Origin of the sequence: Streptococcus sp. 1453 (genome assembly GCF_013276955.1) — a bacterium.
In the GTDB taxonomy this organism is placed as follows: domain Bacteria; phylum Bacillota; class Bacilli; order Lactobacillales; family Streptococcaceae; genus Streptococcus.
On sequence record NZ_VMLZ01000008.1, the window covers coordinates 1 to 16,793 of the forward strand.

Annotated in this window: 11 protein-coding genes and 1 pseudogene; 1 reads left to right on the forward strand and 11 read right to left on the reverse strand. The window is 41.0% G+C overall.

Features of this window, described 5'->3' with window-relative positions:
• Positions 1–11: 11 nt before the first annotated feature.
• From HW098_RS07060 to HW098_RS07080, 5 genes and pseudogenes are all read right to left on the reverse strand, one after another.
• Positions 12–545: pseudogene (locus HW098_RS07060) on the reverse strand (PD-(D/E)XK nuclease family transposase); the annotation flags it as partial.
• 276 nt (positions 546–821) lie between these two features.
• Positions 822–4,388, reverse strand: a complete 3,567-nt coding sequence (locus tag HW098_RS07065) for a trypsin-like peptidase domain-containing protein (protein ID WP_016569658.1) — start codon at positions 4,386–4,388, stop codon at positions 822–824.
• A 660-nt stretch (positions 4,389–5,048) separates the two neighbouring features.
• The gene (locus tag HW098_RS07070; RefSeq protein ID WP_176139666.1) at positions 5,049–8,228 is read right to left on the reverse strand and encodes a sialidase domain-containing protein; all 3,180 of its coding nucleotides are present in this window, start codon (positions 8,226–8,228) and stop codon (positions 5,049–5,051) included.
• Entirely contained in the window at positions 8,188–8,373 is a 186-nt protein-coding gene (locus HW098_RS07075) for a YSIRK-type signal peptide-containing protein (protein ID WP_176139667.1), read from the reverse strand. Before HW098_RS07075 ends, HW098_RS07070 begins: the two co-directional genes overlap by 41 nt.
• A gap of 288 nt (positions 8,374–8,661) precedes the next feature.
• Complete coding sequence (locus tag HW098_RS07080) at positions 8,662–8,889, reverse strand: hypothetical protein (RefSeq protein ID WP_050234264.1); 228 nt, start codon at positions 8,887–8,889, stop codon at positions 8,662–8,664.
• A gap of 400 nt (positions 8,890–9,289) precedes the next feature.
• On the opposite strand from HW098_RS07080, the gene HW098_RS10750 reads away from it, so the two are divergent.
• Positions 9,290–9,421, forward strand: a complete 132-nt coding sequence (locus tag HW098_RS10750; RefSeq protein ID WP_016569659.1) for a hypothetical protein — start codon at positions 9,290–9,292, stop codon at positions 9,419–9,421.
• 321 nt (positions 9,422–9,742) lie between these two features.
• Here the strand turns inward: HW098_RS10750 and HW098_RS07085 are convergent, their stop codons facing one another.
• From HW098_RS07085 to HW098_RS07110, 6 genes are all read right to left on the reverse strand, one after another.
• Positions 9,743–10,699 (reverse strand): acetylxylan esterase, encoded by a 957-nt coding sequence (locus HW098_RS07085; RefSeq protein ID WP_176139668.1) that lies wholly within the window; start codon positions 10,697–10,699, stop codon positions 9,743–9,745.
• A gap of 471 nt (positions 10,700–11,170) precedes the next feature.
• Entirely contained in the window at positions 11,171–13,186 is a 2,016-nt protein-coding gene (gene recG, locus HW098_RS07090) for an ATP-dependent DNA helicase RecG (protein ID WP_176139669.1), read from the reverse strand.
• Positions 13,187–13,204: 18 nt separating this feature from the next.
• On the reverse strand, positions 13,205–14,308 hold the full coding sequence (gene alr, locus HW098_RS07095) for an alanine racemase (protein WP_176139670.1): 1,104 nt from the start codon (positions 14,306–14,308) through the stop codon (positions 13,205–13,207).
• Positions 14,298–14,660: a holo-ACP synthase gene (gene acpS, locus HW098_RS07100; protein WP_176139714.1), complete on the reverse strand. Its 363-nt coding sequence runs from the start codon at positions 14,658–14,660 to the stop codon at positions 14,298–14,300. Before acpS ends, alr begins: the two co-directional genes overlap by 11 nt.
• 44 nt (positions 14,661–14,704) lie before the next feature.
• On the reverse strand, positions 14,705–15,736 hold the full coding sequence (locus HW098_RS07105) for a 3-deoxy-7-phosphoheptulonate synthase (RefSeq protein WP_173213011.1): 1,032 nt from the start codon (positions 15,734–15,736) through the stop codon (positions 14,705–14,707).
• 1 nt (position 15,737) lies between these two features.
• Complete coding sequence (locus HW098_RS07110) at positions 15,738–16,769, reverse strand: 3-deoxy-7-phosphoheptulonate synthase (protein WP_176139671.1); 1,032 nt, start codon at positions 16,767–16,769, stop codon at positions 15,738–15,740.
• Positions 16,770–16,793 lie beyond the last annotated feature (24 nt).

Here is a 16,793-nt window from a genome sequence, read left to right on the forward strand (position 1 = left end):
CCTGCTTAGAGTTTTTTTAGTTCCAAGAATGCCATCTTGACCAAATGGTTTTCTTGACCGTTAGTTGTGATAGTTAAGACCTCACCTGTCGTGTCTTCGCGCATACTAAAACTGTGAAAGGCCAAATCATCTTGGAAGTAATTACTATCTACGATGGCAATAGCATAAACTGGTGCGATATGTTTGTAACTATGGTGTGTATCACCTTCTCGTTGGCAAATTTTTTCTAGGTTTTGATTGACCTGACTGCACAGGTAAGTCCACAAGCGATTGATGAAAAAATTCTGATGATGCACCTGAATCTCAATGATTACTTGAGTACCATTATCCAACTCCGCCAAGACGTCTATACTAGTGTAAAAATCTTGAGCTGAGTAAGGCATAGAAGGCAAAACATGAATGTTACTTCCCTCCAAAATAGTCACATTTTTTGCTGGCAAGTCCAGCATATCGCGAATAAATTGACAAGTGATTTCCGGATTGCTAAAGATTTTCTTAGCAACTAAGTCATTGGTTGGGCTGATGCCCGGATGTCTGAGAATTATCCTTCTCCTCCCTCTATTATACCATAGTTTTAAATCTAATTTTGCTAGATTCTATGGTTCTATCTATTTATTCGGAAAAGAAGTGAGAAAGTTAAAAACTATTGACCCTAATCACTTGCAAAGAGATATATCTTGCTCACATTATTTATTAAAAGCTATATTTTACAAAAAAGATTACAAAATCAACCATTTTAGAAAAGCCTTACCACTTTCTAGACTATGAATTCTAGTGTTTTTATACTCCTAGCTTTCTCGTCAATATGCCATAAAGCAAGTTCAGTTGATCCATTCCCCATACTCGTTCACTCTATAGCCGTCTGGTGTTACCGAATTGAAAAGTAGTTTACCCAAAGCATCAATATAGTACCACTTTCCTTTATAATAAATCCATGTATTGGATTCCATGCGACCAGATGATCCTAAGTAGTACCACGCGCCACTTGAATCTTGGAACCAGCCTATCTCCATCCTACCATTATCATTGAGATAATACCAATTACCGTCTGTATCCTCTAGCCAACCAGTTTGCATGGTTCCATTCGTATCAAAATAATACCATGCATCATTTTCTTTCATCCAACCTGTCCGTTCTTTCCCATCAGAATTTCTAAAATACCACTGATTATTTATCTTATGCCATCCTCTTTGTTGATTATGTTTAATAACAGAATGTTCAACAGTAGAAAGTAATATTTTATCCGTTTTACCGCCAAAAACAGCTGTTAACGATGACGAACCTGTCCCGTTCGTTGTGAATTGAGCAGTGGTTTCTGGGCGAGATGATCTTTCCTGTTTTGATGGAGTCTTTATTTTACTCTCATTTCGGTGCCCTTCTACTGTCAATTTTTCTCCACCTGTAACTTTAGTCACAAAATCTGGAACTTCTACTCTTTCAGGGACTAGTTCTTCTGAAGATACTATAAGTATCCCAAGATCTCCTTGTATTTTTTCTCCTGATACTAAAGCATCTGACTCTGAAAATCCCTCACTAAGCGCAGGCTGCTCTTCTCTAATCGGCGCATCTTTTGGAACTAGAGACTCTACTTTATCTGGAGATACCACTTCCTTCACACCCTTACGAACTACACGCTCTCTCATGGGTGTAACGTCAACTGTACGAGAATTTTCAATAACCTTTCCATCAGGTAAAACCTTATAAGTAACCGTAGTAACCTCTTTACCTACAGAACCTTCAGAAATAACCTCAGTTTTACCTTTCTCTAGTTCTGCGGAATCTTCAAAACGTTCTGTAATTGGAACTTCTTTTGTGCTGCTATTTTTCTTAATACCTAATGTGATGACTTGAGATTGAGGTGCTATTTTCTCTTCAGAAATCTTGGAGGATACCGCTCCTGTGTACTTATCTACTTGGTAACTTGTAGTGCGAGTAACTAGACCCTCTTTACCCTCTAAAACTGAACGGAAACCAAGCTCTTTAGTTTCATCTCCTTGGTAAACCGTGTCAAAGGCAATAGGTGACATTTCTGTTTTCGATTTAGTACCTTTATACACCGTTCGATAAATAAGGGAAACACCTTCTTTTTCGCCCTCAGTTTCCTCTGTACGCTCTTTCCCAACTTCAAGGGTACTATCACCCTCATAACTCGTTATAACCTCTGTTTTCGGCTTTTCTTGCGGTTTTAGAGGTGTATTTGGTTTATCTTTATCCGACTCTACTTTTGGTGTGGTCGGTTTTTCTTCTTTTGAAGTTGATGGAAGTTTATCCTTGTCTTTTTCATCCACCAAAATATTATCTGTTACATAAACAGGGGCTTTGGGTTTACCCTCAATATAGGAACGAACCCAATCTAATTGTTCTTTTGATAAGACTAACCCACCACTGCGGCTTCCTACAACACCATTTTGGTGAACTCCAATTAAAGAACCTTTGTCATTATAAAGACCACCACCAGAAGCTCCGGGTTTTGTACCACCATAGCTAATCCCTTCAATACCTGAACCAAAGTCAGTAGTAGCTACTACTTCACTATCCAAAACTGGAGACAAACGACCATCAGGAAAACCATAAACGGAAACTTTGTCACCTTTAGTAATCGAAGTTGACTCAGATACCACCTCTACAGGAGATACCGCTGTAAGCTTTTCTTTCAAACGAACCAAAGCTAAGTCATTTTTAAATCCAAATACTGAGTCTTTCTTGTTCCAATAAACAATATCATCATCGGAAAAATTCACAGGCTGACCACTTGGCAAAGTAGCTTTATACACTGTATTGGTGCGACCAGACTTCGTAACTACCTCAGAACCTTTAACTGTTAAGAAATTATGAGCGACTGTTAACACCAAATTTGGTGCAATTAAAGTACCTGACCCCGACCCATCTGGCGTTTGAATATGCGTTGTAGCATAGAAGTTTTCTGAACCATTCGGAGCTTGTAATACCTCTTTACTAGGCACAGGTAAGTTCGATTTACCACTCAAATCAACCTTACCAACTTCAGTTCTTGCAAAATCCGAAGAAGACGTAGATGGAGGAGTTACCGAATCTACTACCGCTCTTATAATTGTATCACCCAAAGCTAACTTACTGACATATTCATCAGACCAACTTGTATCACTTGCTAATTTGTTAATTGGCACTCCGTTATAGGATACCACTTTAGCTGTTGGAGAAGTTGCTATTAACTGTTTGAAGTTTGGATTTTGTCTTAAATGAAAATTCAAACCACTTCCAACAGAACCTTCTTGAACAACCTTATCTGAAATCAAAGGAGTTCCTTTAGTATCTTCCACTCGAAGTAGAACGCGACCTTTTTCTTCACCCTCTAGTAAAGTAGCTCGGCCTTTTTCATCAAAACGATACAAAGCACCGTCAATCTCAGACTCTACATCTTTTAAGGCTCTGTGATTTTCATCATAGTAGTAACGGTTTGCACCATCTATATACCAACCCTTTATACCATATTTATCAATCATAGAACGAATCCAAGCTCTGTGCTTTTCCGTAAAGAGGGTACCACCACCAATACGCTCACTTTCTTGAGCGTTTGGAGTATTTGTCCCATGTTGGTGGATACCGACTACCTCTCCCTTATCATTAAACAAAGGAGCACCTGAAAAACCTCCTAAAGCTGAGGAATGATAAGTGACTGTACCACTCTCTTTATTGACACTACTTACAGTTGTTGTAACTGAATAAGCCTTACCGTCTTTCAATCGTGCTTTGTTTTCTGCACTTAAATTCGGAGTTGAAAAGTCATTAGGATAGCCGACCATAGAGATTTTATCACCAGTAGAAACCTCTTTATGGCTCAATTCTCTTGGTGAATCTTCACCACCTGTCATAGCTTCTACAGTCTTTTTAGTTACCACTACTGCTAAGTCGTTGCTATAGTCTTTCCCAAAATTTTTCTCATCATACAAATGAATAGAGTCTTTTTCAAGAGTTTCTGATACACCAGAAGTAGGTACTTTATTGTGCTTTTCCGTCTCTGAGTTCATCACAACATAACTACGAGCAGACGCCCCACCACGCAAGACCGCAGACTTATCCTCTTGGTTTTTATCATAGTAGTTATGAGCTACTGTTACCATCACATTCGGCGCTACAAAGACACCGCTACCTGATGCGGTTTGTTTTCCACTTGTTCCGCTATCATAAGTGGTATAGGTCATAGCAACACCTTCCGCAGATTTACTATGAACGTTCACATCTTTTATATCGTTACCACCCTGAATAACATCAGCAGCAACGACTCCACCACCAATAACTGGTAAGTCTGGTGCAGCTAATCCAATCATACTCACTAATGCCAGACATCCCACCAACCCGTAAGCTTTTGACTTACGATATTTACCTAAACCTTTTAAATATAAAAACATCTTTTCCTCACTTTAGTTTCTAATACTTATTTATCCAGATATAATAGCTTATAATCTTTTAAAATCTTCAAATAAGTTATGATTGTTCCATACTCTTCAAACCATGTCATCTTCGTCTTGCCGTATGTATATGTTACTGACTTCGTCAGTTCTATCTGCAACCTCAAAACGGTGTTTTGAGCTGACTTCGTCAGTTTCATCTACAACCTCAAAACGGTGTTTTGGGCAGGCTACGGCTAGCTTCCTAATTTGCTCTTTGATTTTTTGAGTATAAGGACATATTGGATTCTATGTGCTATATTGTCAACAATACACTCTTCTTCCTGTATATCTACCAACATGAATTACAGAATTTTATTTTACTATAATTTTACCTATATTCCAAGACAAGAAATAAAATAATCAAGAACAAAAACGCATATAACCAATAACTAGCTATATGCATTTTAACACTTAAAGTGAACTGTTAAGTTGCGACTATTAGTATCCAGTCAGAAATATACAGTTTATTTACGACTAGCAAGTCATTTACCCGGCAATAGGAGCTCATCTAAATTGATTTTTTCTTAGAGTAGAAATTTCTACTAAAACTATCTAAATAAACTTTTAATCTCTATGACGGACAAAACGTGTCTCAGTTATTCATCAACATCCAAGGTTCTAGTAGTTGACCCACTCCCCATTGGAGTTAACTTTATAACCATCTACTATAGTATTAACCGCTAATCTTCCGCTTTCATTAACATAGTACCATTTATCTCCAACTTGGAACCATTGATTTACCTTCATTGCACCAGATGATTCCTGATAGTACCAATGGTCTCCATCTTTTATCCAACCAGTTGCCATTGAACCGTTAGCATTAAGATAGTACCACACACCGCTGGATTCAACCCAGCCAGTGGACATTGCTCCACTCTCACTCAAGTAATACCATTGGTTACCATCTTTCACCCAACCAGTTGCCATCGCACCAGTAGAACTCAAGTAGTACCATTTACCCGCTTCCTGATGCCAGCCTTTCACCACTTCACCAGCAGATGTATAAAAATACCACGCACCATTTTCTTGCTTCCAACCAGTCGTTACTGGAACTTTAATCTCAGTTTTAAGAGGAGTTAAAGTAACATCTCCTACATAAGATTGGAGATAACGAGGAGCAAGAGAAGTAAGAGGAGAGTTTGCTACCATTCTGCCTGAAGGCTCCATAGACACTTGATTCTTCTCTGACTTCCTTTCTGTCATCTCCTCAGATACATTTTCTCTTACTGTATTCATGGTATCGACAGGATTTTCTTTCGCATCTTCAGGAATTCTACTACCAGCTAGTGTAACTGGTAAATCATGCATACTGTCAATTCTACCGGCCAGTAGACCTGTAATTTCTTGACCTGCATCTTCTTTATTAAAGGTGAAAAGTAGAGTTTTTTGATCTGCCTGGGTCAAGAAGGTAGCTTTGTGTCCATTCGCTAAAGTCAAAGTCGGAATAGAATTCACTAGTACCTCAGAATCAAATTGCATAGCCAAGATGCCTTGTTCTGCATCCTCTTCTTCTGTTTCCAATTTACGAACTTCCCTGATAGTTACACTCGTTGGATATACCGGATCTTTTGTTAAAAATTCCCAGTTAAATTTCCTAAATGATAGGGTATAGGCATTTTGTCCTTTTTCAGTATGTTCATACAAGATACCATACTCACCATTTCCTAATTCTTGAAGCGAATTATAGGCAAACTCTCCATTTTGAATTGGTCTATGATGTAACCAAGTCAAGTCTCCGTTGTCCTCTACACGAGCCAAATGAGCCATTCCATTCGTCCGTTTAGGTCCTCCTGAATTGGTTAAAATGATGTATTCTTTTCCTTCGTGCATGGTGTGAATAGCAGCCATTTGGACATAAACATCTTTAACCTGATTGTATCTCTTGATTTCCTTGTCCCAAGTTTGCCCACCATCTTTACTTGTGGCAACCTGTAAATCACCCGTTAATCCTCTCATAAAGAGTTTCACATCACCATTATTTAACTGTACAGCAACTGACTCTGTATTTTGGGCAGGACTATTATTCATAGTTGAGGAATGAATTTTCCTTCTACCTACCGTCCTATCATCATTGACAGCAGCTCCAGCCTGCCATGTTTCTCCATGGTCATCTGAATAAATCAAACGAGAAGACTGAGATCCGCTTAGATGAGAGATAGCATTGGTGGTATAAGTAGGAACTAAGATACGACCCTTGTGCTCTCCTGTTCTAAGCACAATTCCTGTACCTGGACCTGTTCCTAAAAATTTCATCCAATCTTGGCGAATTGATGGTGTAATATCTCTTGGTTTCGACCATGTTTTCCCATCATCATCACTATAGGAAAGCCACAAATAGCTCGTATAGGCTACACGAAATGGATTTTTAGCAGATTGAGCAAAGTAGATATTCCCAAGAAGCTCTTCTCCTTTATAGAGGTCGCCCTTATCTCTGTAGGCTTCTTCTTTTGGATCCACTACAACGCGATAATCTGTTTTTTGATTATTTGCATCATATACTTCTCCGTTTTCTCGGACAGTATATGCTTGATTTTCCCCTTGTTTATACAGTAATTGATAGTGCTTGTCTCCAACTTGTTGATAAGCTTTTTGAGGTTTGTTTGGCATTCCAAAGACAGCTCGACCCTCTGGAAACATATCGTAGATTGAAAAAATTCTCTTTGTGGTAGGATCTTGAACCAAGACCATATCGATATTAAGTGGAGATGGTGCCTGCGGATCTTTTGCTTCTGGATTGTCTCGCAGGTTGGTCAAGGTTAAGGTTGGCTGCCAAGTAGTTCCCCCATCCTCACTTCTCCTAACGACCATAGCAATATCTCCCCAGTCAGAATGGTGGAGACGACGCTGATCTGCTCCTGCCAGTAATGTTCCTTTATCCGTACGTAGCAAAGCTGGAATCCGATAACTCTTAATTCCTTCACTATTTGGCTTATCATTGACACCACTCATAAACAACTCTTGCTTTTCTGTCAAGACTGCCCCTTCAGGAAGTGACGGCTCAATATCTGTTACATCAAATAACTGGCTACGTTTTTTGACTTCCTCTGGAGTTAGAGCACGATTGTATACAGTCAGATTACGAATAGAGAGATTTGAGCCCCACTTCAGTTCTCCTGCTCTATTAGTTGCACCTAACTGGAGTTTATCCACGTCCGGCATGTCTGCCAGGAATTTCCCTGATTTTTTATTCGTACGAGATAATACACCATTCACATAAAGACGAACCTGACCATTTGGACTATCCTTTCTTGGTCTTTCAACAGTAAAAGTAACCGAATTATACTTGCCTGGTCTAATCTTCAAAGGCGCATCTGTATAACTTCCATAAAATTGACTACCATCAGCTCCACGTCCCTCTATCAAAGCTGTCCCATTATTGATTGCCATTGTAAAGTACTCATTTACTTTAGTTGTACTGGAAGCAGAAAAGAGATTGTAAAAACTAGGACCATCAGCAGCCGGTTTGAACTCCACATGAACAGTTGCATTTTGGAGTCCTTTTACTTTCTCTAATTCATCAGACAAGTCTACTCTTTTTTCGTTTGAATCATTCGTCTCTAAGTCATCTTTTTCTATCACTGTTTCGACATTTTCCAAATCTCGTGCATAGTAATCTCTTGGAATTTTTTCTTCTTGCTTATCTTCCCTTTCTTGTTCTTGCTCATTGCCAGAAAGTTCAGTCTCTGAAACAGACTCTACATGCTCTGCAGGAAGAGTTATATTTTCTCCTTCCTCAGAAGGCTGGCTCTTTTCTGTATCAGTTAGGGTTGAGCCCCCCCCCCGAAAGTTGAGTTTCATTTGCCAGAGGTTGCTCACTCGCCCCTTCTTGAGCTAAAACAGGAGACGTTCCAAATACCACTGCTCCTACAATCATAGAAACCGCTCCTACCGATAGTTTCCTAATGCTATAACGACACTTACGTTCTTGAACACTCCGATTCATACTGATCCTCTCTATATCTATATCCCGATTTCTGAAATAAGACATTTACTCCAGAAAATACACTTAGTTTGTCTTTTCTTAACTTTCTTTTACTACAGTTCATTTAAATGACAAAAATGAACCAAACAAACTATCTCAAATCGGTGTCAATTTTCCCCTCTCCTTTCTCCAATCAGACTCCTGCCAATCTAGTTTATCTACCAGGACACCGCTGCAATTAAACTAAAATATCTCTTTATAAGCAAATTATTGGACATCGGCTTATGCTATTTACACCATACTTTCTGCTCAATCCTTATCGAACACTTTTTCAAATAGCTTTTCGTAGGCATAAATACTTATAGAAATAATGGGAAATATAATCAAGCTTACAATCAGAATCTTATCCAACTTAAAGGGGACAATCCCAAATAAGTGAAGAAATAAATCAATCAGAAAACTGTCGAAAAAAACTGTCAAAAGTAGTTCAACTTGTCTTTTTCTCTGCTTTTTTGTCTTGAATGCCTTAAATATCATATTATTCCCCTTTTCTAAGCTTCAATCCCTTCTCTCTATCTGTCATTTCGCATAGCTACTACTATTTTTACAGCAATCTATCTTTAAATATACATAAAGATAAGATTCTATCACTTTTTATAAGTGTTAGTAAATTTATTATACCTCATTTTTAAAACGCTTTCAATATAGTGTAGTATAGTAGATTTTAGTTTCAAAAAACTCTTTTATATAATAATGTCCTTGAAAGTAGTTTCAGCTGAACATTTATAGTTCATAAAAAGAAAACAAAAACTCATCTGTTTTTTTACACTCAATGAAAATCAAAGACCAAGCTAGGAAGCTAGCCGCATGATGCTCAAAACACTGTTTTGAGGTTGTAGATAAGACTGACAAAGTCAGCTCAAAACACCGTTTTGAGGTGGCAGATAGAACTGACGAAGTCAGCTCAAAACACTGTTTTGAGGTTGTGGATAGAACTGACGAAGTCAGTAACCATACCTACGGCAAGACGAAGCTGACGTGGTTTGAAGAGATTTTTGAAAAGTATTAACACCTACAGACAAGCCTGACGATAGCAAGAACTACCCTACTCGATAGGTATCGGCTTTTGCTTTCTGAAAAAAATTATTTTAAGCAATTTGACAAATCTAGCAACAAAAAATTCTATAAATATAATATATTGAAACTAGAATAGTACACATCTACTTCTAAAACATTGTTAGAAATCGATTTGACTGTCCTGATCGATTTATCCTGTTCTTGTTTCATTTTACTATATTTCCATGATAAAACGCATAGTATCAAGTCTTCTTAATCCCCTGATACTATGCGTGTTTGTGATTTTTAAGATTTTGTGCCTAGAGTCGACTCCTTATTTTAGATATTTGAAAGGAATCTCACTCCCACAGAGCCAGTTATAAACCTGGTCATTGACAAAAACATTCATGGCTTCATGGGCATACTCAGGCATGATGCGATAAGCCTTATCGCAGGTCAAACGATTGTAAATCGCAAACTGGGTAATGGGATAGCAAACATCGTCATCCAAACCCGTAATCATCTTAACCTCACCCTTGATACGATGGGCAAGGATCGCCATGATCTCCTCCTCAGTTTCATGGAAGGGGTCGTAAAATTTGAAATATCTAAAAAGTTCGTCATAGGCTTCGCTAGTATTACCAATCTCAAGCACTCGTCTGAAGTCTGACAAGAAGGGATAGATGGCAACTGGTTTCTGAATTCGAGGATTGAGCGCTGCTGCAACCAAAGCTAGAGCCCCTCCTTGCGAGGCACCATAGCTGGAAAGTCGCTTCTCATCTACCTGAGGCAGACTAGCAATAATTTCAACCAACTGGTAAATATCCAGATAAACATCCTTATAAAAGAGGTGGTCCCGACCTTCCACAGCACCACGGATAATATGCCCCTTAACTGTATTTCCTAGAGGAGAACGCAAACCATCTTGCGAATAACCTGACTGTCCCCGCACATCCATGGAAACAACACCGTAACCAGCTACGGTGAAAGCTAGCATGTCGGTCCAGTCCCAGCCACGTCCCATATAACCATGGAAATGGAAGATTAGCGGAACCTTCTCCTCACTCTTTGGAAGAACGACGCGTGCATAGACCTTGCCTTCATTGGTTCCTTCAAAGGTTAACTCATAGCACTTGACTTGAGGAAGGTGGAAATCTCTTTCCTCCAACTGGTAGGCTGGAAGCGTGGAAACTTTTTTCACTTCCTCATCCCAGAAAGCATCAAAGTCTTCTGGAACCTCATCCCTTCCTCTATAAGTCTTGATTTCTTCTAATAAAGCTGGATTTTTCATAGCATACTCCTTTTATTTTGTAACCGTTACCACAACTGTAGCATATCTATGTAATCAATGCAAGAAAGAAGGATAATACTCTTCGAAAATCTCTTCAAACCACGTCAACGTCGCCTTGGATTATATATGTAACTGACTTCGTCAGTCTTATCTACAACATCAAAGCAGTGCTTTGAGCAACCTACGGCTAGTTTCCTAGTTTGCTCTTTGATTTTCATTGAGTATAAATAGAAAGTGAATTTAGCCTTTCTTTCTTCAAACCTACTGACTGAAAGTAGTTTTAGAAACAAAAAAAGAGCATTTCCGCCCTTTTTCTCCTGTTCAATCTTATTTTTTTGCTTCCTTCTTTTGGAAAGTAGTTTGGTAATTTACTTTAATCGTTACTGTCATCTGAGAGTCCTCGTTTCTTTTTGATAACTCTAGTATAAGGGGCAAACCTGAAAGCTAGCTTAAGATTTCCTTAGAGAAAGCTTAATCCAGATGTTCTTTCTTTTCCAGATGAAGGGCAATCATGCGCCACTCTGGATCCTCTTGCCAAGCTTCTATCGAACTAATATAGCTTGCAACCTTTCTGGCTTCTTCTAAAATCGGAAAATCTTCGATAATATCAGCTACTTGGAACTCTGGGAGTCCTGACTGTCTGGTTCCAAAAATCTCACCTGAACCACGCATTTTCAAATCTTCCTCCGCAAGGACAAATCCATTGGTGGTTTCTGTCATGATGCGCATGCGGTCTTTCCCAGAATCCGTCTTGGGATTAGCAACAAGGACAGCGTAGGACTGCTTGTCTCCCCGACCGACACGACCTCTGAGTTGGTGAAGCTGGCTGAGCCCGAAGCGGTCAGCATCCATGATAATCATGACGGTCGCATTGGGAACGTTGACCCCAACCTCAATAACCGTTGTCGAAACCAGAATATCTGTTTTTCTCTCTTTGAACTCCTGCATAATCTGGTCTTTTTCGTCACTCTTCATCTTACCATGTAGAAGAGCCACCTCTGCCTTTCCTGCAAAATGAGCCGTCAACTCTTCTGATAAGGCAATAGCATTTTTCAGATCCAGAGCTTCTGATTCTTCAATCAAGGGAGAGATGACATAGGCTTGAGAACCTTTTTGGATTTCCCCCTCTAACCAAGTCAAAACCTGAGGTAATTGCTCATGTTTGATCCAGCGAGTCACAATAGGCTTCCGTCCTGCTGGCATCTGGTCGATAATGGAAACATCCATATCTCCAAAGGCTGTGATGGCCAGCGTCCGTGGAATGGGAGTCGCTGTCATCATGAGAACGTCAGGATTGTCGCCTTTTTCCCTTAGAATACGCCTTTGCCCCACACCAAAACGGTGCTGCTCATCGATGATAATCAAGCCAAGGCGATCATAATCCACCCCATCCTGTATCAGAGCATGGGTTCCAATAATCAAATCAGCCTCACCCTTGGCAATAGTCTCCAAGACTTCTCTTTTTTCTACGGCTTTCAAGGAACCTGTCAAAAGAGCTAGTTTCAAGTCTGGAAAAAGGTTATGTAAACTCTCAAAATGTTGCTCTGCGAGGATTTCTGTTGGTACCATGAGGGCTGATTGGTAGCCAGCTGTCACTGCCGCAAACATAGCCAAACCAGCGACTACCGTTTTTCCGCTCCCCACATCTCCTTGTAGGAGACGATTCATGTGGTGGTCCGACTTCATATCGGTTAAAATTTCCAGCAAACTCTTTTCCTGAGCTGGGGTCAGGGCAAATGGCAGACTTTCTTTAACAGCCGCAACTTTTTCCTGAGACCAATCCAGAACCAAACCGCTTCCTTGACCTCTATTTTCAGACTTGAGCGTCTGCAACTGCATTTGGAAATAAAAGAGTTCCTCAAACTTGATCCGGCGAAGGGCCTGCTTGTATTCTGCCAAATCCTTAGGGAAATGCATGGCACGAACGGCCTGACAACGGGACATGAGTTTGTATTTGTCCAGCAAAGACTGGGGAAGATTTTCTTCTATCAAGAGGTCCAGTCCCTGATCAAAGGCTGTCTTGATAACTTTGACCAGACTGGCCTGACTGATTCCCTGAGCCAATCGATAGACAGGTTGGAGGTCATCTTCCACCTGAGCCAGGACCTTCATCCCTGTCAGACTAGCCTTGGCGCGGTCCCATTTTCCAAAGACAGCAAGGGTTGCTCCCAACTCTATCTTATCAGCTAGATAGGGCTGGTTAAAGAAATTCACCGCAAAAACGACTTCTCCCTGCTTAAGGCTAAAGCGCAGGCGATTGCGCTTAAAACCATAATACTGGACACTGGCAGGAGTCACTACTTGTCCAGACAGAACTGCCTTTTCTCCGTCTTCCAGCTCCAGCACCTGCTTGGTCTTGAAATCTTCATAACGGAAAGGAAAGTAGAGCAAGAGGTCTTGCAAATTTTCAATTCCTAGTTTGGCGTATTTTTCTGCTGACTTTGGTCCCACACCAGGTAAGACATGCAAGGGTTGATGTAGATTCATGCTCCACTCCTTTCTTTTCTAATCATATTCTCTCGGAATGCGATCGCTGAGGAGACAAACCACCTCGTAGTTAATAGTCCCACGATAGGTCGCTACCTGAGTAGCTGTAATTTCCTTGTCCCCGTTAGAACCAATTAAGGTTACCTTGGTTCCCAGCGGATAAGGCTTAGGCAGACGAATGGTGATTTGGTCCATAGATACTCGTCCAACGATTGGGCAAGCTTGGCCATCTACCAAGACAGAAAAATTTTGCATGTCTCGTGTCCAACCATCCGCATAGCCGATCGGCACGGTCGCGATGACTTGCTCGCTATCTGCCTGATAGGTCGCTCCATAGCCCATGCAAGCTCCAGCTGGAACCGTCTTAACATGAACCAGAGCAGACTCCAAGGTCAAGGCTGGTTTTAAGTCATAGGGTAAGTCCAAAACCTCTCCACTTGGATTGAGACCATACATGGCATCTCCCATACGAACCGCGTTAAAAATAGTCTCTGCATGCCAAAGAGTCGTTGCCGAATTGCTGGCATGGATCAGCTCTGGAAGACCTTTCATACTTGATAGAATGGTTTTAAACCGTTCTAACTGGGCATTAAAATAGTCATCTGATTCCTCATCAGCAGTAGCAAAGTGGGTAAAAATCCCTTCAACACGAGCACCGTGTTGTTGGAGCAAGTCTTGAACCTGATCAGCTTCACTAGCCTCTCTAAAACCAATCCGTCCCATTCCTGAATCAATCTTGAGGTGGACTGTTAATCCAGTTAGGTCCGCTTCCTTATCTAAGAGTGCTTGAATCCACTCCAGTCCAGCCACAGTCAAGGTGATGTCATATTCTTTAGCTAGAGCAACAGCTTCGATTTCAGAAACTCCTAAAATGAGGATTGGCTTGCTCAGTCCAGCTTGTCTGAGTTCAATGGCTTCATCAATATTGGAAACGCAAAAGCCATCAACATCATCCTGAATTGCCTTGGCAACGGCAACAGCTCCATGACCATAGGCATTGGCCTTGACCACAGCCCACTTGAGCGTTCCTTGAGGGATATGAGCCCCCATTTGCTGAATATTTTGTCGAATAGCTCCCAGATGAATCAGAGCCTTGGTTGGTCTATGCGGACTAGCTTTCATGATTTCCCTCCAAAATGACACTGGCTGTCACAAACTGATCGGTATGGCTGATAGACAGCCAAATCTTTCCTGAAAATGGTGACTGACTAAAATAAGGCGCCCCGCGTTCATTGTTCAAGACTTCCAAATCCTGAAAACCGAGCTTGCCAATACCCGTTCCCATGGCCTTGGAAAATGCCTCCTTAGCCGACCAGCGACCAGCCAAATATTCTATTTGCCTGCGCCCTTTGAGACTGGTGAAGCGCTCCATTTCCTTAGCGGTCAGCACGCGCTTGGCAAAGCCTTCATGTCGTGTAACTGCGCTTTCTATCGAAGCCAATTCTTCTATGTCAATTCCGTGTCCAACTATCATTCTCATCAAAAGGAGTTGAGATTCCCCAACTCCATCCTTTTCACTTATTTTGTCAAGGTAGCATAAATCTCTTCTACCAAGGCCTCTGTATTTTCCCAACCTAGGCAAGGATCGGTAATAGAGCAACCAAAGACCTCTGGTTGGTTTTGACGACCATCTGCTAGGTAAGATTCAATCATAAATCCTCGAACTGTCTTTTTGATTTTCTCATTCCAATCACGATTTTGCAAGGTCTGGCGAACAATTCGAATCTGTTCCATATATTGCTTGCCAGAATTATCATGGTTGGTGTCGATGAGGATAAAAGGATTTTCAAGTCCCATGGTTTCATAGCGTTCAATGGCTTGGAGTAGGTTTTCATAGTAGTAGTTCGGCATATAATTGCCATACTCGTTAACTGCTCCACGGAGGATGACATGGGACAAAGGATTACCTGAAGTCTCAACTTCCTGCCCATGATAAAGGAAGGTTTGCTTGTTTTGAGCAGCATAGATGGCGTTAAACATAACACCCAAATTTCCTGAGGTTGGATTTTTCATCCCTACTGGTGCATCAATCCCAGAAGCCACAAAGCGGTGCTCTTGGTCTTCCACAGAACGAGCTCCAACGGCATGGTAGCTGACCAAGTCATCCACCAAGATCAAATTTGACGGATAAAGCATCTCATCTGCCGTCGTCAAACCAGTCTCTGTAATCACGCGGTAGTGCAACTGGCGCACAGCCTGCAAACCGTTAATCAGGCTTGGAGCCTTAGAAGTATCTGGCTGGTGAACCAAACCTTTATAGCCGTCTCCGTTGGTGCGTGGTTTAGCTGTATAAACACGCATGACCATGAAAATCTTGTCCGCCACCTTCTTTTGCAAGGCTGATAAACGGTGAGCATATTCCAAGACAGCCTCTTCATTATCAGAAGAGCATGGACCAATCACCAAAAGGATACGATCATCTTCTCCTGAAATAATGTCTGCCAATTCTCTATCACGGCTTTCCTTGAGTCTCAAGGCTTCCGCAGACAATTGGGTTTCAGCCTTGATGACTTCCATATCGATTTCTTGACCTTTTTCAATAAATGCCATCTTATTCTCCTAACGTTTTGTAAATTTCTCTGACAAGAGCTTCTGTGTTATCCCAACCCAGGCAAGGGTCTGTGATAGATTTGCCAAATACTTCTGGCTCATTTTGTCGACCATCTTCCAGATAAGACTCAATCATAAAACCACGAACGAACTGCTTGATTTTTTCATTCCAAGCACGGTTAATCAAGGTCTGGCGGACAATTCGGATCTGTTCCATATACTGCTTGCCAGAATTGTCATGATTGGTATCAATGATGATAAAGGGATTTTCCAAGCCCATTTTCTCATACTGGGCAATGGTGTCAATTAAATTGTCATAATAGTAGTTGGGAATATTTTTTCCATACTCATTAAGAGCACCACGAAGAATGGCGTGCGAAAGCGGGTTCCCAGTTGTTTCCACTTCTTTTCCTAGGAAAAGGAAACTTTGTTTGTTTTGAGCAGCATAAATCCCATTAAACATGACATTGAGATTTCCAGAGGTTGGATTTTTAAAACCAGTAGAAAATCCTGCCCCACTGGCCACAAAGCGGTGTTGCTGGTCTTCAACTGAACGGGCACCAACTGCCATGTAAGAAATCAAATCATCTACTAGCGGCAGATTTTCAGGATAAAGCATTTCATCAGCAGTTGTCATCCCTGTTTCTGTGATGACACGATAGTGAAGATGGCGCACGACTTTGATTCCGTTGATGAGGCTAGGGGCTTCTGTCGCGTTAGGCTGGTGAATCAAACCCTTATAGCCATCTCCGTTGGTACGGGGTTTGGCTGTATAAACACGCATAACCATAAAGATACGGTCTGCCACTTCTTCTTGTAGAACCGCCAAACGCTTAGCGTATTCAAGGACAGCTTCTTCATTGTCAGATGAGCATGGCCCGATTACCAAGAGAATTCGTTGGTCTTCTCCACGTATAATGGCTTCTAGCTCTTGATCACGCTGTGATTTTCTCTCCAAAGCCCGACCTTCTAATTTTGACAAGGCACGAACTTCTTCAATATTGATTTTAGGACTTTTTGCTGTAAATACCATAACTCATCTCCTTATAAAGCAAAC